The organism is Streptomyces sp. NPDC021562, assembly GCF_040640875.1.
Taxonomy (GTDB): Bacteria; Actinomycetota; Actinomycetes; order Streptomycetales; family Streptomycetaceae; genus Streptomyces.
This window is the reverse complement of sequence record NZ_JBFACN010000007.1, coordinates 74,867-91,342: the sequence shown is the minus strand read 5'-3', so window position 1 is coordinate 91,342 and position 16,476 is coordinate 74,867. Positions and strand designations below refer to the sequence as shown.

Below are 16,476 nucleotides of genomic sequence, written 5' to 3'. Positions count from 1 at the left end.
CCCTTCGACCGAGGCGTGGCGACGCCGTCGATCAGTGGTGGCCGTGGCCGCTCGTGATCTCCTTGTACTCCTCCACGCTCGGCTTCGGGATCTGGTTGTCCTCGCCGTAGTAGGCGTTGCTCAGCTTGGCGCGGAGCTTCTCGGACCCCTTGATCTTGCGCTCGACACCGTTCTCGTCCACCGCCGGGCCGACCTGGGCCGGCTCGTACTGGTGGTGGGCGGTGAGGGTGTGCAGCTGCTCCTGCGAGAGCGGCTCGTGGACCTCGATGAACTCACCGTGCGGGAGCCGCTTGATGATGCCGGTCTCGCGACCGTGCAGCACCTTGTCGCGGTCCCGGCGCTGGAGGCCGAGGCAGATCCGCTTGGTGACGATGAACGCGATCACCGGTCCGGCGAAGAAGAAGATCCGGACGAACCAGGTGACGTCGTTGATCGACAGGTGGAAGTGGGTGGCGATCAGGTCGTTGCCACCACCGATCAGACCGACCATGTACACGGTGACCCAGGCGACACCGAAACCGGTGCGGGTCGGGGCGTTGCGCGGGCGGTCCAGGATGTGGTGCTCGCTCTTGTCCCCGGTGATCCAGGACTCCAGGAACGGGTAGACCGCGATCGCCGCGAGGACCAGGCCGAACAGGACCAGCGGGATGAAGACGCCCAGGACCAGGGTGTGGCCCCAGAGGTTGATCTCCCAGCCGGGCATGTAGCGGATCAGACCCTCGGCGAAGCCCATGTACCAGTCGGGCTGGGCGCCGGTGGACACCTGGTCCGGGCGGTACGGGCCCATGGCCCAGATCGGGTTGATCTGGGTGGTCGCCGCGATGGCCGCGATGACACCGAAGACCAGGAAGAAGAAGCCTCCGGCCTTCGCCATGTAGACCGGCAGCAGCGGCATGCCGACGACGTTCTTCTCGCTCTTTCCGGGACCCGCGAACTGCGTGTGCTTGTGGTAGAAGACCAGGATCAGGTGGCCCACCATCAGGCCGAGCATGATGCCCGGCAGCAGCAGGATGTGGATCGAGTAGAACCGGGCGACGAAGTCGTGGCCGGGGAACTCGCCGCCGAAGAGGAAGAACGAGATGTACGAGCCGACGATCGGCATCGACAGGATCGCGCCCTCGGTGAAGCGGACACCGGTGCCGGAGAGCAGGTCGTCCGGGAGCGAGTAACCGGTGAAGCCGGTGAACATGCCGAGGACGAACAGCAGGAAGCCGAACAGCCAGTTGATCTCACGCGGCTTGCGGAACGCGCCGGTGAAGAACACGCGCATCATGTGCACGAACATGCCGGCGAGGAAGATCAGCGCGGCCCAGTGGTGGATCTGCCGGATGAGCAGACCACCGCGCACGTCGAAGGAGATGTGCAGGGTCGAGTTGAACGCCTCGGACATCAGCTGGCCCTGGAGCGGGACGTAGCTGCCGTGGTACTCCACCTCGTTCATCGACGGGTGGAAGAACAGCGTCAGGTACACACCCGTCAGGATGATGATGATGAAGCTGTACATGCACACTTCGCCCAACATGAACGACCAGTGGTCGGGGAAGATCTTGCGCATGTTGGACTTGGCGAGGGAGTAGATCCCGAGCCGTCCGTCGGCCCAGTCGGCGACGCGCTCGCCGGCCGGTGCCTTCCCGCGGGCGCGGGACTCGGAGTTTTCTGAAGTGCTCATCCGCGCTCCCAGAATGCAGGACCGACGGGCTCCTCGAAGTCGCCGAGCGCCTGGAGGTAGCCCTCCTCGCTCACGCCGATGCGCAGCTGCGGCAGGGCGTGACCGGCCGGGCCGAAGATCACTCGGGCACCGTCGGAGAGGTCGAAGGTGGACTGGTGGCACGGGCAGAGCACGTGGTGGGTCTGCTGCTCGTACAGCGAGATCGGGCAACCGACGTGGGTGCAGATCTTCGAGTAGGCGACGATTCCCTCGTGCGACCACTCGAGCTCGCGCTTGTCCTTGATGTTGTCCGGCTGCAGCCGGACGATCATCAGGGCCGCCTTCGCCATGACGTTCTGGAAGTCCTCCTGGTCCTCCTCGACGCCTTCGGGCTTGGCGAAGGTCAGCGAGCCGACGGCGACGTCGGAGGGGCGCAGCGGCTCGTTGGTGTTCATGTTGACGAGCAGCTTGCCCTTCGACCACGCCGTGTGCCGCAGCGAGGTGCCGGGCAGCGGGCCGAGGTCGCGCAGCAGCACGACACCGGAGAGCGGGACCAGGGTCAGCGCGCCGAACATGGTGTTGCGGATCAGCTTGCGCCGGCCGAGCGCCGACTCCTTGGCGCCCTGCCGGAAGTCCTCGTGGACCTTGGCACGGACCTCGGGAGAGGCCTCGATCGGGTGCCGCTCGTCGGCGACCTCCACGTCGGACATCAGGGTGCGGGCCCAGTGGACCGCGCCCGCGCCGATGCAGAACAGCGCCGTACCGAGGGTCATGCCCAGCGCGAAGTTCAGCGCGCTGATGTGACCGAGCGGGAAGACGAAGATCGACTTGTCGTGCGGGATCGTCACGTACGAGGCGATGAAGCCGACGGTGGCCAGCATCGAGATCGTGAACAGCATGGCCACGACGCGCTCGGACCGCTTGGCGGCCCGCTCGTCGATGTCCTGGATCCGGTGCTCGTGGGGCGGCAGACCCGGGTCCGCGAACGGATCCTTCTCGTCCGCCACGCTCACGGCGCCGTGCGCGTGGTCCTGCTCAGCGGGCAGGTTCTCTTCTGGAATGTCTTGGCTACTCATGACTTCTTGGCCTTTGCGGTCCGAGCGGCGACCCAGACGGCGACCGCGATCAGGGCACCGAGACCGAAGATCCACGCGAACAGACCCTCGCTGACCGGCCCGAGGCCGCCCAGGTTGAGACCGCCGGGGTTCTCCGTGTCAGGGCTGTTGACCGCGTCGATGTACGCGATGATGTCCTTCTTGTTCTTCTCCGTCAGCGTGGTGTCGGGGAAGGACGGCATGTTCTGCGGGCCCGTCTGCATGGCCTCGTAGATGTGCTTCGGGGCTACGCCCTCGAGGTTCGGGGCGAACTTGCCCTTCGTCAGCGCGCCACCCGCGCCCACGAAGTTGTGGCACTGCGCGCAGTTGGTGCGGAAGAGCTCACCACCCTTGGCGATGTCGGCACCGTCCGAGCCGTACTGCTCCGAGGTGGGGACCTCGGGGCCGGCGCCCAGCGAGGCGACGTACGCCGCGAGCTGGTCGATCTGCGCCTGGGTGTAGATGTTCTTCTTCTTGACGACCTGCGGGCCCTGCGAGGTGGCGGCCGGCATGCGGCCGGTGCCGACCTGGAAGTCGACGGCCGCGGCGCCCACGCCCACCAGGCTGGGGCCGTCGGACGATCCCTGACCCTTGGTGCCGTGGCAACTGGCACAGCCGACCGAGTAGAGCTTCTGGCCCTCCTCGATCGTCAGGGACTGGGAGGTCTCGTCGGCCTGAGCCTTGCCCGCGGGCGCGAGAAAGGCGTAGGCCCCCCCAGTGCCCACCAGCGCGAGGAGTAGGACGACGACCGCCGCCAGCGGATGGCGTCGTCGTGCGGAGAGCTTTTTCACGGATTACCCCGGTGTCAGGATCTTCTGCGTCGATGCTTCTGGAATGTGCGCTTCTACGGCGCGTGGAGCCGGCCCCGGCTACTTGATCAGGTAGATCGTGGCGAAGAGGCCGATCCAGACGACATCGACGAAGTGCCAGTAGTAGGACACGACGATGGCCGCGGTCGCCTGCTCGTGCGTGAACCTCTTCGCCGCGTAGGTGCGCCCCAGGACGAACAGGAAGGCGATGAGGCCGCCCGTCACGTGCATGCCGTGGAAGCCGGTGGTCAGGTAGAACACCGAACCGTACGGGTCGGAGGAGAGCGAGATGCCGTCCTCCTTCACCAGGTTCGTGTACTCGTAGATCTGACCGCCGATGAAGATCGCACCCATGATGAAGGTGAGGATGAACCAGCCCCGGAGCTTCTTCACGTCCCCCCGCTCGGCGGCGAACACGCCGAGCTGGCAGGTGAGGGAGGAGAGCACCAGGATCGTGGTGTTGGTCGCCGAGAAGGGGATGTCGAGATGACTCGCCATCTCCTTCCAGTGAGCCTCGCCGGTCACCGATCGCAGGGTGAAGTACATCGCGAAGAGGGCCGCGAAGAACATCAGCTCGGAACTCAGCCAAATGATGGTTCCGACGCTGGTGAGGTTCGGCCGGTTGACCGACGGGTGCGCGTGCCCGGTATCTACTGTCGTTGCTGTCGCCACGACCGACATTATGTCGGTCGCTTATCTCGCGCTCACTCCGGGGGGTGCCGTTCGGAGTGTCCGCCCCGTGTGTACTGCCCGGATGGCCCATCGAAGCGGTGTTCCAACTGGTGTTGGCGGGGAGTTCAGGGGGGTAGCATCCGGCGCATCGGTCCTGTCCGTACGACGCTGACGTCTCGGAGGAACAATGCAGCCGACCGCCACGGTGCTGGTCTACAGCGACGACTCCAACACCCGCGAGCAGGTACGGCTGGCCGCCGGCCGGCGTCCTGCCCCCGACGTGCCGTTCGTCGAGTTCCTGGAGTGCGCGACGCCCCAGGCGGTCGTCGCCGAGCTGGACAGGGGCGGCATCGACGTCTGTGTCCTGGACGGGGAGGCCGTGCCCATGGGGGGCATGGGGGTGTGCCGTCAGATCAAGGACGAGGTCTTCGACTGCCCGCCGGTGCTGCTGCTGATCGGGCGGCCGCAGGACGCGTGGCTGGCCACCTGGAGCCGGGCGGACGCCGCTGTGACGCTGCCGGTGGAGCCGGTGGAGTTCGCGGGGGCGCTGGCGTCCTTGCTGCGGAAGAAGAGGTTGCTGAGCGCCTAGGAGGGGGTGGGGCGCGGTGAGTGCGCGGGTGCGGGCCGGTGGGGGCCGTTCGCGCGCACGCGACGGCAGCCGCATGTCGACTACCGCCCCGCGCCCCTGGGTCGGCTGCCCTGGAGGGCGTTTCACAGGGCTGCCGGCTGGACCCTCGCCGCGTCTGCCGGTGGGGTGGCCGGGGTGGTGTTGACGAGGGCGCTGCCCTTGGTCCAGTCCTTCCAGGGGATGTTCCAGTCGCCGAAGCCGTTGCCGAAGTGCTCCATCTCCTCGCCGTTGGAGTTGACGACCTTCACCAGGTCTCCCGGGCGGACGTTGTCGAAGAACCACTCGGCGTTCGAGGTGCTCATGCCGGTGCAGCCGTGGCTGACGTTCGCGTACCCCTGGGACCCCACCGACCAGGGCGCGGCGTGCACGTACTCGCCCGACCAGGTGACCCGGGTGGCGTAGTAGACCGGGAGGTCGTACGAGTCCGAGGTGCCCTCGGCGATGCCGACGGTGGTGCCGCGCATGCGTACGAAGTACTGCTTCTCCAGGACGACCTTGACGCCGTTGCGGGTCTCGTAGCCCGGTTTGCCGGTGGTGACGGGGATCTGGTCGATCTCCTTGTCGTTCCGGTACACCGTCATCTGGTGGGCGGAGGCGTCCGTGAGGGCGAGGATCTTGTCGCCCGTGGTGAGCTTCAGGGGCTTGGCCGCGCCGCCCCAGAGGCGGTCGCTGATCCGGACGCCGTCCAGGTTGCTGTGCACCTGGATGGTGGCGTGGGCGGGCCAGTAGTCCTTGGGCCGGTAGTGGAGCTCCTTGTCGCTCACCCAGTACCAGGAGCCCTGCACGGCGGGCACGGAGTCGACCCGCAGGGCGCGCTCGACGACGGCGCGCTGGGCCTTGTCCTTCACCGCGTGGTCGAGTTGGGCGGTGACGGGCTGGCCCACGCCGTACTCGCCGTCCTTGGGTCCGAAGGTGACCTTCAGCCGTTGCTGGGTGGCGGGTTTGCTGGTGTCGAAGGTGAGGACCTCGCGGCCGGGCGCGCCGTCCTCGTCCTCGGTGCTGACCTGGACCGTGTAGTGGGCGTTGGCGGCCAGCGGGGAGGTGCTGTGCCAGCGGTGCCCGTCGGCGTCGAGTTCGCCCGCCACATGGCGACCCGTGGCGTCCTGGGCGGTGACGTCCGTGATCCGGTCGTCGTCGCTTTTGGCGACCACCTCGAGGGGCTTGTCGGGGTCGGCCTGCTTCCCCTTCTCGGTGGGGGCGTTGAAGGAGACCTGGTCCGCCGCGTCGTACGGCTTGGCCGACAGCGGGTTGCCGTCCGAGCTGCAGGCGGTGACGCCCGCGCCGAGGGCGGTCACCAGCAGGGCGCAGCCGGCGACGGTACGGGCGCACGGAGAAAGACTCATATGGTCACGCTATGAGATGTTCTCCGGCTCGGCGCGGCAGCTGACCCGTACGGGGGACGGGCGCTGCGCCGAAGGCGGGAGCCGCCGGAAAGAGCGGGAGCCCGGACCCTCCTGACGGAGGATCCGGGCTCCCGGTGCGCTCGGCGCGTGCTTACTGGGTGCGGTTCTCACCGCGGTAGTACTCGAACACCCAGCCGAAGAGGCCGATCATGATGATGGGCGCCGAGAAGTACAGCAGCCACCAGCCGACGGCGACACCGAGGAAGGCCAGCGCGCCACCGACACCGAGGGCGAGGGGCTGCCAGCTGTGCGGGCTGAAGAAGCCCACCTCGCCGGCCTCGTCCGCGACGTCGGCCTCCTTGTTGTCCTGGGCACCGGCGTCCACCCGCGAGGCCGTGAAGCCCAGGTAGAAACCGATCATGATGCACAGGCCGAAGGCCATGAAGAGCGCCGTGGTACCGGCCGCCTCCTTCGACCACACGCCATAGACGATCGCCATGGCGAGGACGAAGACGCTCAGCCACACGAACATGCGGCCCTGGATCTTCACTTGCCGGCCTCCTTGCTGCCCGCGACAGCGGCGGCGGCGTGGCCGTGCTCCAGCTGCTCCAGGGCGGCGATCTCAGGGTGGTGCAGGTCGAACGCCGGGGATTCGCTGCGGATCCGCGGCAGGGTGAGGAAGTTGTGCCGCGGCGGCGGGCAGGAGGTCGCCCACTCCAGCGAACGGCCGTAACCCCACGGGTCGTCGACCTCGACCTTCTTGCCGTACTTGGCCGTCTTCCACACGTTGTAGAGGAACGGCAGGATCGACAGGCCGAGCAGGAAGGAGCTGATCGACGAGATGGTGTTCAGCGTGGTGAAGCCGTCGGCCGCCAGGTAGTCGGCGTACCGGCGCGGCATGCCCTCGGCGCCCAGCCAGTGCTGCACCAGGAAGGTGCCGTGGAAGCCGATGAAGAGCGTCCAGAAGGTGATCTTGCCGAGCCGCTCGTCGAGCATCTTGCCCGTCATCTTCGGCCACCAGAAGTGGAAGCCGGAGAACATCGCGAAGACGACCGTACCGAACACCACGTAGTGGAAGTGGGCCACCACGAAGTACGAGTCGGAGACGTGGAAGTCCATCGGGGGCGAGGCCAGGATGACACCGGTCAGACCACCGAAGGTGAAGGTGATCAGGAAGCCGGTGGCCCAGAGCATCGGTGTCTCGAAGGACAGCGACCCCTTCCACATGGTGCCGATCCAGTTGAAGAACTTCACACCGGTCGGTACCGCGATCAGGAAGGTCATGAAGGAGAAGAACGGCAGCAGCACACCGCCGGTGACGTACATGTGGTGGGCCCACACCGTCACGGACAGACCGGCGATCGCGATGGTGGCCGCGATCAGACCCATGTAGCCGAACATCGGCTTGCGGGAGAAGACCGGGATGACCTCGGAGATGATGCCGAAGAAGGGCAGCGCGATGATGTACACCTCTGGGTGTCCGAAGAACCAGAAGAGGTGTTGCCACAGCAGCGCTCCGCCGTTCGCCGCGTCGAAGACGTGTGCCCCGAATTTCCTGTCCGCCTCCAGCGCGAACAGCGCGGCGGCGAGGACGGGGAAGGCGAGCAGGACCAGGACGGCGGTCAGCAGCACGTTCCACACGAAGATCGGCATGCGGAACATGGTCATGCCCGGCGCACGCATGCAGATGATCGTGGTGATGAAGTTGACCGCGCCGAGGATGGTGCCGAAGCCGGAGAAGGCCAGACCCATGATCCACATGTCGGCGCCGAGGCCCGGCGAGCGGACCGCGTCCGACAGCGGGGAGTAGGCGAACCAGCCGAAGTCGGCCGCGCCCTGCGGGGTGAGGAAGCCACCGACGGCGATCGTCGAGCCGAACAGGTAGAGCCAGTAGGCGAACATGTTCAGCCGCGGGAAGGCGACGTCCGGCGCGCCGATCTGGAGCGGCATGATCCAGTTCGTGAAGCCGGCGAACAGCGGCGTCGCGAACATCAGCAGCATGATCGTGCCGTGCATCGTGAACGCCTGGTTGAACTGCTCGTTCGACATGATCTGCAGACCGGGGCGAGCGAGCTCGGCGCGCATGAGCAGCGCCATCACTCCACCGATCAGGAAGAACGCGAACGACGTGACCAGATACAGCGTTCCGATGGTCTTGTGGTCGGTGGTGGTGAGCCACTTGATGACCACGTTGCCGGGCTGCTTGCGCCTGACCGGCAGCTCATCTGCGTAAGAGCCTTCAGCTGCCGCGGCACCCTGGGGTTCGTTGAGGATGCTCACAGGTTGTTCGTCTCCCGGTTCTTCTCGTGGCTCGTCTGCGCGATGCCGGCGGGAATGTAACCGGTCTGCCCCTTCTTGGCGAGGTCCTTGAGGTGCTGCTGGTACCGCTCGGGGGAGACGACCTTCACGTTGAACAGCATCCGGGAGTGGTCGACGCCGCAGAGCTCGGCGCACTTGCCGAGGAAGGTGCCCTGCTGGTTCGGGGTCACCTGGAACGAGTTGGTGTGGCCCGGGATGACGTCCATCTTCATCAGGAACGGCACCACCCAGAAGGAGTGGATGACGTCACGCGAGGTCAGGACGAAGCGGACGGTCTTGCCCTCGGGGAGCCAGAGCGTCGGACCGGGGTTGCCGGTCTGCGGGTTCCTGGTACCCGGCGTACCGACGTCGTAGACACCGCCGGCGGCGGCCGGGAAGTCCTTCTTGAACCGGTCCGGGATCGCGTCCAGGTTCGCGTCGGTCTTCGCGTCTCCGGTGACACCGTCGACGGGCGTGATGTAGTTGAAGCCCCAGCTCCACTGGAAGCCGACCACGTTGACCGTGACGTCGGGCTTCTTGCTGAGGCTCAGGAGCTTCGTCTCATCGCGCGCGGTGAAGTAGAACAGCACCGAGATGATGATGATCGGGACCACCGTGTACAGGGCCTCGATCGGCATGTTGTACCGGGTCTGGGCCGGAACCTCGATCTTGGTGCGGCTGCGCCGGTGGAAGATGGCGCTCCAGATGATCAGACCCCACACCAGCACGCCGACGGCGAGCGCGGCGGCCCAGGACCCCTGCCACAGGGAGAGGATCCGCGGAGCCTCTTCCGTGGTCGGGGTGGGCATGCCAAGGCGGGGGAAGTCCTTGTATGTGCAACCGGTAGCGGTCGCAAGGACCAGGCCCGCGGTCATTGCCTGCAGCAGCTTCCGCCGCATCGGGCGCCGCGGCGAGCGGTCGGAGCCGTTGGGACTCACGTAGCGCCTTCCCGAGAGTCTCGCCCGCGCGGTTCGGCTGCGGCCTTCTCGCTGGTCGGTCGCCGCCCTGCGTCGGGCAGGGGTTTGGATGTTTATGCGGACCAAACCCTAGCCGACGCCCTTCGGGGGTTCGCGGGGAGGGGGGCATACGCGTCGCCTGTCACTCGGTTGGGGTGGGAATGGGCGCCCAATAGCTCGGGTTGTCGCGGTTTGCGTTGCGGGTGCGGACCCGTGGGGGCTGATCTGCGCAGTTCCTCACGCCCCCTGCGTCAGCAGCCCTGAGGAACGTCTTAACGTTGCCCTGTGTCCTACTTTGACGCCGCGTCCGCCGCTCCTCTCCATCCCGTCGCCCGTCAGGCGCTGTTGGCCGCCCTGGACGACGGGTGGGCCGATCCCTCCCGGCTCTACCGTGAGGGGCGCAAGGCGCGGATGCTGCTGGACGCGGCGCGGGAGGCGGCGGCCGAGGCCGTGGGCTGCCGGCCGGACGAGCTGACGTTCACCTCTTCGGGTACGCGGGCCGTCCATACCGGCATCGCCGGGGCGTTGGCCGGCCGCCGCCGGACGGGACGCCACCTGATCGTGTCAGCCGTCGAACACTCCTCCGTCCTCCATTCGGCCGAGGTGTGGGAGACGGAGGACGGAGCCGTGACCCGGGTGCCGGTGGGGCGGACGGGAGCGGTGGACGCCGGTTCCTACGCGTCCGCGCTGCGCCCGGACACCGCGCTCGCCTGTCTCCAGTCGGCCAACCACGAGGTGGGCACCGTGCAGCCGGTGGCGGAGGTGGCCGAGGTGTGCCGGGCGGCCGGGGTGCCGTTGCTGGTGGACGCGGCGCAGTCGCTGGGGTGGGGGCGGGTGGAGGGTGACTGGTCGCTGCTCGCGGCGAGTGCGCACAAATGGGGCGGGCCGGCCGGGGTGGGGCTGCTCGTCGTACGCAAGGGCGTGCGGTTCGCCGTCCAAGGGGCTGCGGACGAACGGGAGTCGGGGCGGGCGCCCGGCTTCGAGAACCTGCCGGCGATCGTCGCGGCGGCGGCGTCGCTGCGGGCGGTGCGGGCCGAGGCCGCGCAGGAGGCCGTACGGCTGCGGGAACTGACGGCGCGGATCCGGGCGCGGGTGGCGGAGTCGGTGCCGGACGTGGAGGTGGTGGGGGACGCGGAGCGGCGGCTGCCCGGGATCGTCACCTTCTCCTGTCTCTATGTCGACGGCGAGACACTCCTCCACGAGCTGGACCGGGAGGGTTTCTCGGTGTCCTCGGGGTCGTCCTGCACGAGCAGCACCCTGACACCGAGCCATGTCCTCAAGGCGATGGGCGTCCTGAGCGAGGGGAACGTCCGGGTGTCACTGCCGGCGGGTGCGGCGGAGGCGGACGTGGAGCGGTTCCTGGAGGTGCTGCCGGGGGCGGTGGCGGGGGTGCGGGAGAAGCTGGGCGCGCCGACGCCGGCGACGGTCGTGCGGCAGGCGGAGGACGTGCTCGTCGACTCACTCGGCAAGCGCTGCCCGATCCCGGTCATCGAGCTGGCGAAGGTCATCGGGACCGTGCCGGTGGGCGGCCGGGTGCGGGTCCTGTCCGACGACGAGGCGGCACGGCTCGACATCCCGGCGTGGTGCGCGATGCGCGGCCAGGAGTACGTCGGTGCGGAACCGGCGGAGAGAGGAACGGCCTACCTGGTACGCCGGGTGAGCTGAGCGCCGCCGCGTGGGCGCGACCGGCGCCCACGCCGCCGCACCCGCGACTCAGACCAGGTGCCGCCGGACCTCTTCGGCCGCCTCGTCCCCGTACGCCTTGGTGAACCGCTCCATGAAGTGCCCCCGGCGCAGCTGGTACTCCTGCGTGCCCACCGTCTCGATGACGAGCGTCGCCAGCATGCACCCCACCTGCGCCGCCCGCTCCAGCGAGACCCCCCACGCGAGTCCCGACAGGAAGCCCGCGCGGAACGCGTCGCCCACGCCCGTCGGGTCGGCCTTGCGCTCCTCGTCGGGGCAGCCGACCTCGATCGCCTCCTCGCCGACCCGCTCGATCCGCACCCCGCGCGCGCCGAGCGTGGTGATCCGGTGGCCGACCTTCGCGAGGATCTCCTCGTCGCTCCAGCCGGTCTTGGTCTCGATCAGCCCCTTCTCGTACTCGTTGGAGAAGAGGTACGTCGCGCCCTCCAGCAGTATCCGGATCTCGTCGCCGTCCATCCGGGCGATCTGCTGGGAGAAGTCCGCCGCGAACGGGATCGCGCGGGCGCGGCACTCCTCCGTGTGGCGGAGCATCCCCTCGGGGTCGTCCGCGCCGATCAGGACCAGGTCGAGGCCGCCGACCCGGTCGGCGACCGTCTTCAGCTCGATCTGCCGGGCCTCGCTCATCGCGCCCGTGTAGAAGGAGCCGATCTGGTTGTGGTCGGCGTCGGTCGTGCACACGAAACGCGCGGTGTGCAGGGTCTCCGAGATGCGGACGGACTCCGTGTCGACGCCGTGCCGGTCGAGCCAGGCCCGGTAGTCGTCGAAGTCGAAGCCCGCCGCACCGACCAGGATCGGCCGGGTGCCGAGCTGTCCCATGCCGAACGCGATGTTCGCGCCGACACCGCCCCGGCGCACGTCCAGGTTGTCGACCAGGAAGGACAGCGAGACGGTGTGCAACTGGTCCGCGACCAACTGGTCCGCGAAGCGGCCGGGGAAGGTCATGAGGTGGTCGGTGGCGATGGAGCCGGTGACTGCGATGCGCACGGCTGGGACTCTCCTGAGGGGAGGCGTGATTGACAGTTAACGCTACCGGGTCGGCGCGGGCGGCCTGAAGGTGCCAAAACTACCCGATAGTAGATCTTTCTTCGCGGCCTCTGGCGTGCATACGGTGCCGTCATGACGAACCTCAAGGTCCACGCCCCCGCTCCGGCCGACCTCGACGGCGACCTGGCGTCGCTGCGGGGGGACTGCGCCCGGATGGCCCCGCACTGGGTGGTTCCCGATCTTGGCGATGCCCGGCCGGTGCCGCCGTCGCTCATCCACGGGGTGGTCGTGCCGAAGAAGTCCGCCAGGCTGCTGGACGCGATGTCCGAGTACGGCGACTAGGGCTCCGCCGGATTCCGCCCGGCGCGTTCCCAGGGAACCGCGCGCCCCCCTTCCGCGTCCCATCGCCGTCCCCCGTGCAGGGGAGGCGGGATACGACACGGCAAGGAGCGATGCGGTGAAGAGCGAGCGACCCGAGAACGACGAGGACGCGGCCGCGGACGCAGCACCCGAGACACCGGAGCCGAAGGGCACCCCCGGCCCCGCGACGCGCCCCGAGGCCGACCCGAGGACGGAAGCAGCCGCCGCGGAGCCGAAGACGCCCCCCTCCCCCGCCCCGGCTGACGCCGACGAGCCAGAAGCGGCCCCCGCGGCCCGCGCCGAGGACGAAGCGGGCGTCACGTCCCCGGAGACCCCGGAGACCGCCGCCGACCCCGCAGCCGACCCGAACACCGAAGCGGCCGAGGCGGCCCCCGAAGCCGCCTCCGCCCCCGCAGCCCGCGCCGAGGACGAAGCGGGCGTCACATCCCCGGAGCGCGCCACCGACCCCGCAGTCGCCCCGGAGACCGAAGCAACCGCCGCCAGGGGCCCCGAAACCGCCACCCCCGCACCCGCCCCGAAGGCCGGGTCGGCTGGCGCCGGTGAGCCCGGGGCGGCCACCGCCCCCGCAGCCGACCCGGCCCCCGAAGCCGCCTCCGCCCCCGCAGCCCGCGCCGAGGGCGACGCGGGTGTCGTCGCGTCGGCGGAGGGCGGGGGCGGGGCGGGGTCCGGGGTGGAGCTGGTGCCTCGTTTTGAGGGGGACGGGGACGGGCGGCCCGTGCGGCGTCGGTCGGGCGCGCTCGTCGTCGCCTCCGTGGCCGCCGCCGTACTCCTGGTCGGCGGCGGAAGCGCCTACCTCGTGGCGGGCGGCGGCGGCTCCGGCAGCGGAGCGGGGGCCGCCGGCGGCAGCGCTCCCCCGGCGCTCGCCCTGGACGGCTACTCCGCCGGCGGCAACGGCATAGCCCCCGGCGAGCCCAATCCGTACGGCGTCACCTACCGCGCCGGCGGCACCCTCCCCGACGGGCCCGCCTCCGCCGCCGTGTACCAGCCGTCCGGCGAGGTCTCCAAGGACCGGGTGGCCGCGCTGGCGAAGGCGCTCGGCATCACCGGGGCCCCGGTGGCCGAGGGGCAGGTGTGGAAGGTCGGCACCGACAACGACGGCTCCGGCGGGTCCCTCCAGGTGAACAGGGCCGCCCCGGGCCTGTGGACGTACAGCCACTACGCCCCCGGCACCGACGCCTGCACGTCCACCGTGACCTGCGTCAAGGATCCGGCATCACCGGCCGGTGCCCCGGTGGGCCCCGCCGCGGCGGAGAAGGCGGCGGCCCCGGTGCTGAAGGCGCTGGGCGAGGACGCGGCGAAGCTGGACGCGAGCCAGGTGATGGGCGCGCAGCGGGTGGTGCGGGCCGATCCGGTGGTCGGCGGCCTGCCGACGTACGGCTGGACGACCGGGCTGACCGTCGGCAGCCAGGGCGAGCTGGTCGGCGGCAACGGGATGCTGGCGGCGCCGGTCAAGGGCGACACGTACCCGGTGCTGGGCGCGGCCAGGACGCTCGCGCTGCTGAACGCGGCGCCCGGCACCGGGCACCGGATGGGCATCGGCGGCTGCACCCGTTCCGTGCCCCTGAAGGACCGGCTGGAGCAGCCGTGCGACGCGTCGAAGCCGTCCGTCTCCCCGGCGGTGAAGGCGGTGGTCGAGAAGGCGGTGTTCGGGCTGGCGGCGCAGTCGGTGGCCGGCCGGCAGGCGCTGGTGCCCTCCTGGCTGTTCCAGGTGCGCGGCGCGGGGTCGGCGGACCCCTACACGGTCACCTATCCGGCGGTGGACCCCAAGTACCTGGCGTCCGCGGCCACCCCCTCGGCGAGCACCGGCGCCACGCCGAGGGACGTGAAGGTCGACGGCTACACCACGGACGGCCGCGAGCTGGTGGTGGCCTTCACCGGCGGGGTGTGCGCGGACTACAAGGTGACGGCGGACGGGGGCGCGGCTCAGGTCGCGGTGAAGGTCACGGCGACCCCCTGGCCGGACAAGGTCTGCGTGATGATCGCCAAGCAGTACCACCGGGCGGTGCGTCTGGAGGCGCCGCTGGACGGCCGGAAGGTGGTCGGCACGGACGGCAGGGCCGTGCCGAAGGAGCGGCCGACGACGCTGGACCCGCAGCTGGGCTGAGAACGCCCGAAGGCGGCGGCCCCGGAAGGGGGCCGCCGCCTTCGTCCGTCTGCCCGTCGGCTCAGCTGAAGGAGTCGCCGCAGGCGCAGGAGCCCGTCGCGTTCGGGTTGTCGATCGTGAAGCCCTGCTTCTCGATGGTGTCGACGAAGTCGATCGACGCGCCACCCAGGTACGGGGCGCTCATCCGGTCGGTGACGACCTTGACGCCGCCGAAGTCCTTGACGACGTCGCCGTCGAGGGACCGCTCGTCGAAGAAGAGCTGGTAACGCAGGCCGGAGCAGCCACCGGGCTGGACGGCGACACGCAGGGCGAGGTCGTCGCGCCCTTCCTGGTCGAGCAGGGCCTTGACCTTGGCCGCGGCGGCGTCACTCAGGATGATGCCGTCGGTGGCGGTGCTGGTCTCGTCCGATACGGACATCTACATCTCTCCCGGGTTGTACGGAGACTGCTTGCCGACGAGTGCAACCGGCGGGTCCGCTGATTCATTCCGGGCCGGCGTGCGCGTTCTCGCGTTCTCGCTTTTTCTCTACCTCTTCATGCTCGCACATGTGCGGCACCGGGATTGATGTCACATCGACGCTATGGCCATCGTCAAAGTGACGTGAAGCAGTTATGATAGATAACGTCAGAAAGACGAAAAGTAGAAAGGGTGCGTGCCGTGACCACCGCCCAGATCCCGGAGCTCGACGTACAGCCGTCTCCGCTCGCCCTGCTGCTGCTCGGCCGTGAGGCCGACCCGAGGAGTGAGCGGGGTGTCGAGTGTCCCGGCGACCTGCCCTCGCCGTCCGACCCGGACCTGGTCGCCCGCGCCCGCGCGGCCAAGGAGAAGCTCGGCGACAAGGTCTTCGTGCTCGGCCACCACTACCAGCGCGACGAGGTCATCCAGTTCGCCGACGTCACGGGCGACTCCTTCAAGCTGGCCCGGGACGCGGCCGCCCGCCCGGAGGCCGAGTACATCGTGTTCTGCGGTGTGCACTTCATGGCCGAGTCCGCCGACATCCTGACGTCGGACGACCAGAAGGTGGTCCTGCCCGACCTCGCCGCCGGCTGCTCCATGGCCGACATGGCGACCGCCGAGCAGGTCGCCGAGTGCTGGGACGTGCTGACCGAGGCCGGGATCGCCGAGCAGGTGGTCCCCGTGTCGTACATGAACTCCTCCGCGGACATCAAGGCGTTCACGGGCAGGCACGGCGGCACCATCTGCACCTCGTCGAACGCGCAGCGGGCCCTGGAGTGGGCGTTCGAGCAGGGTGAGAAGGTGCTGTTCCTGCCCGACCAGCACCTGGGCCGGAACACGGCGGTGCGGGACATGGGGATGTCCCTTGAGGACTGCGTCGTCTACAACCCGCACAAGCCGAACGGCGGCCTCACCGCCGACCAGCTGCGTGCCGCGAAGATGATCCTGTGGCGCGGCCACTGCTCGGTGCACGGCCGTTTCTCGCTGGACTCGGTCAACGACGTGCGCGAGCGCATCCCGGGTGTCAATGTGCTGGTCCACCCGGAGTGCCGGCACGAGGTGGTCGCCGCCGCCGACCAGGTCGGCTCGACGGAGTACATCATCAAGGCGCTGGAGGCCGCGCCCGCCGGTTCCAAGTGGGCGATCGGCACCGAGCTGAACCTGGTCCGCCGGCTCGCGAACCGTTTCGCCCCGGAGGGCAAGGAGATCGTCTTCCTCGACAAGACGGTCTGCTTCTGCTCGACCATGAACCGCATCGACCTCCCCCACCTCGTGTGGACCCTCGAGTCGCTGGCCGAGGGCAACCTGGTCAACCGGATCGAGGTCGACAAGGAGACGGAGACGTTCGCCAAGCTGGCGCTGGAGCAGATGCTGGCGCTGCCGTAGCCGCCTCCCCGC

Annotated in this window: 15 protein-coding genes; 5 read left to right on the top strand and 10 right to left on the bottom strand. The window is 69.1% G+C overall.

Annotated elements, in window-relative coordinates; all coding sequences use genetic code 11:
* Window positions 1-31: 31 nt before the first annotated feature.
* The 4 genes from AB0G52_RS12910 to AB0G52_RS12895 form a co-directional block, all read right to left on the bottom strand.
* Entirely contained in the window at window positions 32-1,669 is a 1,638-nt protein-coding gene (locus AB0G52_RS12910) for a cytochrome bc complex cytochrome b subunit (RefSeq protein WP_361336293.1), read from the bottom strand.
* A complete protein-coding gene (locus tag AB0G52_RS12905) occupies window positions 1,666-2,724 on the bottom strand; it encodes a Rieske (2Fe-2S) protein (RefSeq protein WP_132886328.1) in 1,059 nt (352 codons plus the stop codon). Before AB0G52_RS12905 ends, AB0G52_RS12910 begins: the two co-directional genes overlap by 4 nt.
* A complete protein-coding gene (locus AB0G52_RS12900; RefSeq protein ID WP_132886329.1) occupies window positions 2,721-3,533 on the bottom strand; it encodes a cytochrome c in 813 nt (270 codons plus the stop codon). The genes AB0G52_RS12905 and AB0G52_RS12900 overlap by 4 nt, the downstream gene beginning before the upstream one ends.
* A gap of 78 nt (window positions 3,534-3,611) precedes the next feature.
* Window positions 3,612-4,232, bottom strand: coding sequence for a heme-copper oxidase subunit III (locus AB0G52_RS12895; protein WP_132886330.1), 621 nt, complete (start codon window positions 4,230-4,232; stop codon window positions 3,612-3,614).
* Window positions 4,233-4,410: 178 nt separating this feature from the next.
* Between AB0G52_RS12895 and AB0G52_RS12890 the strand changes: the two genes are divergently transcribed.
* Entirely contained in the window at window positions 4,411-4,812 is a 402-nt protein-coding gene (locus AB0G52_RS12890; protein ID WP_132886331.1) for a hypothetical protein, read from the top strand.
* Between the two features lie 122 nt (window positions 4,813-4,934).
* On the opposite strand, the gene AB0G52_RS12885 is transcribed toward AB0G52_RS12890, so the two are convergent.
* From AB0G52_RS12885 to coxB, 4 genes are all read right to left on the bottom strand, one after another.
* Complete coding sequence (locus tag AB0G52_RS12885) at window positions 4,935-6,194, bottom strand: Ig-like domain-containing protein (protein WP_132886332.1); 1,260 nt, start codon at window positions 6,192-6,194, stop codon at window positions 4,935-4,937.
* 151 nt (window positions 6,195-6,345) lie between these two features.
* Entirely contained in the window at window positions 6,346-6,744 is a 399-nt protein-coding gene (locus AB0G52_RS12880) for a cytochrome c oxidase subunit 4 (protein WP_046727399.1), read from the bottom strand.
* A complete protein-coding gene (ctaD, locus tag AB0G52_RS12875) occupies window positions 6,741-8,474 on the bottom strand; it encodes a cytochrome c oxidase subunit I (RefSeq protein ID WP_132886333.1) in 1,734 nt (577 codons plus the stop codon). The genes AB0G52_RS12880 and ctaD overlap by 4 nt, the downstream gene beginning before the upstream one ends.
* Window positions 8,471-9,430, bottom strand: a complete 960-nt coding sequence (gene coxB / locus AB0G52_RS12870; RefSeq protein ID WP_132886334.1) for a cytochrome c oxidase subunit II — start codon at window positions 9,428-9,430, stop codon at window positions 8,471-8,473. The genes ctaD and coxB overlap by 4 nt, the downstream gene beginning before the upstream one ends.
* 303 nt (window positions 9,431-9,733) lie before the next feature.
* Here coxB and AB0G52_RS12865 point away from each other — a divergent pair, with 303 nt between their 5' ends.
* The gene (locus AB0G52_RS12865; RefSeq protein WP_132886335.1) at window positions 9,734-11,113 is read left to right on the top strand and encodes a cysteine desulfurase/sulfurtransferase TusA family protein; all 1,380 of its coding nucleotides are present in this window, start codon (window positions 9,734-9,736) and stop codon (window positions 11,111-11,113) included.
* A gap of 48 nt (window positions 11,114-11,161) precedes the next feature.
* Here the strand turns inward: AB0G52_RS12865 and AB0G52_RS12860 are convergent, their stop codons facing one another.
* Window positions 11,162-12,136, bottom strand: a complete 975-nt coding sequence (locus AB0G52_RS12860) for a carbohydrate kinase family protein (RefSeq protein ID WP_132886336.1) — start codon at window positions 12,134-12,136, stop codon at window positions 11,162-11,164.
* 132 nt (window positions 12,137-12,268) lie between these two features.
* On the opposite strand from AB0G52_RS12860, the gene AB0G52_RS12855 reads away from it, so the two are divergent.
* Window positions 12,269-12,478 (top strand): hypothetical protein, encoded by a 210-nt coding sequence (locus AB0G52_RS12855; RefSeq protein ID WP_132886337.1) that lies wholly within the window; start codon window positions 12,269-12,271, stop codon window positions 12,476-12,478.
* Between the two features lie 115 nt (window positions 12,479-12,593).
* Window positions 12,594-14,621 carry a hypothetical protein gene (locus AB0G52_RS12850; RefSeq protein WP_361336287.1) on the top strand — a complete coding sequence of 676 codons (2,028 nt, stop codon included), beginning with the start codon at window positions 12,594-12,596 and terminating at the stop codon, window positions 14,619-14,621.
* A gap of 61 nt (window positions 14,622-14,682) precedes the next feature.
* On the opposite strand, the gene AB0G52_RS12845 is transcribed toward AB0G52_RS12850, so the two are convergent.
* Window positions 14,683-15,039 carry an iron-sulfur cluster assembly accessory protein gene (locus AB0G52_RS12845; RefSeq protein ID WP_030951236.1) on the bottom strand — a complete coding sequence of 119 codons (357 nt, stop codon included), beginning with the start codon at window positions 15,037-15,039 and terminating at the stop codon, window positions 14,683-14,685.
* A gap of 240 nt (window positions 15,040-15,279) precedes the next feature.
* Between AB0G52_RS12845 and nadA the strand changes: the two genes are divergently transcribed.
* Complete coding sequence (nadA, locus tag AB0G52_RS12840) at window positions 15,280-16,464, top strand: quinolinate synthase NadA (RefSeq protein WP_132886339.1); 1,185 nt, start codon at window positions 15,280-15,282, stop codon at window positions 16,462-16,464.
* Window positions 16,465-16,476: the final 12 nt, after the last annotated feature.

What these genes read in the sequence shown, in the direction of transcription:
- AB0G52_RS12910 (WP_361336293.1), bottom strand. Translation starts at nt 1,669, where the DNA reads ATGAGCACTTCAGAAAACTCCGAGTCCCGCGCCCGCGGGAAGGCACCG.
- AB0G52_RS12890 (WP_132886331.1), top strand. Translation starts at nt 4,411, where the DNA reads ATGCAGCCGACCGCCACGGTGCTGGTCTACAGCGACGACTCCAACACC.
- AB0G52_RS12845 (WP_030951236.1), bottom strand. Translation starts at nt 15,039, where the DNA reads ATGTCCGTATCGGACGAGACCAGCACCGCCACCGACGGCATCATCCTG.
- AB0G52_RS12855 (WP_132886337.1), top strand. Translation starts at nt 12,269, where the DNA reads ATGACGAACCTCAAGGTCCACGCCCCCGCTCCGGCCGACCTCGACGGC.
- AB0G52_RS12885 (WP_132886332.1), bottom strand. Translation starts at nt 6,194, where the DNA reads ATGAGTCTTTCTCCGTGCGCCCGTACCGTCGCCGGCTGCGCCCTGCTG.
- AB0G52_RS12905 (WP_132886328.1), bottom strand. Translation starts at nt 2,724, where the DNA reads ATGAGTAGCCAAGACATTCCAGAAGAGAACCTGCCCGCTGAGCAGGAC.
- AB0G52_RS12895 (WP_132886330.1), bottom strand. Translation starts at nt 4,232, where the DNA reads ATGTCGGTCGTGGCGACAGCAACGACAGTAGATACCGGGCACGCGCAC.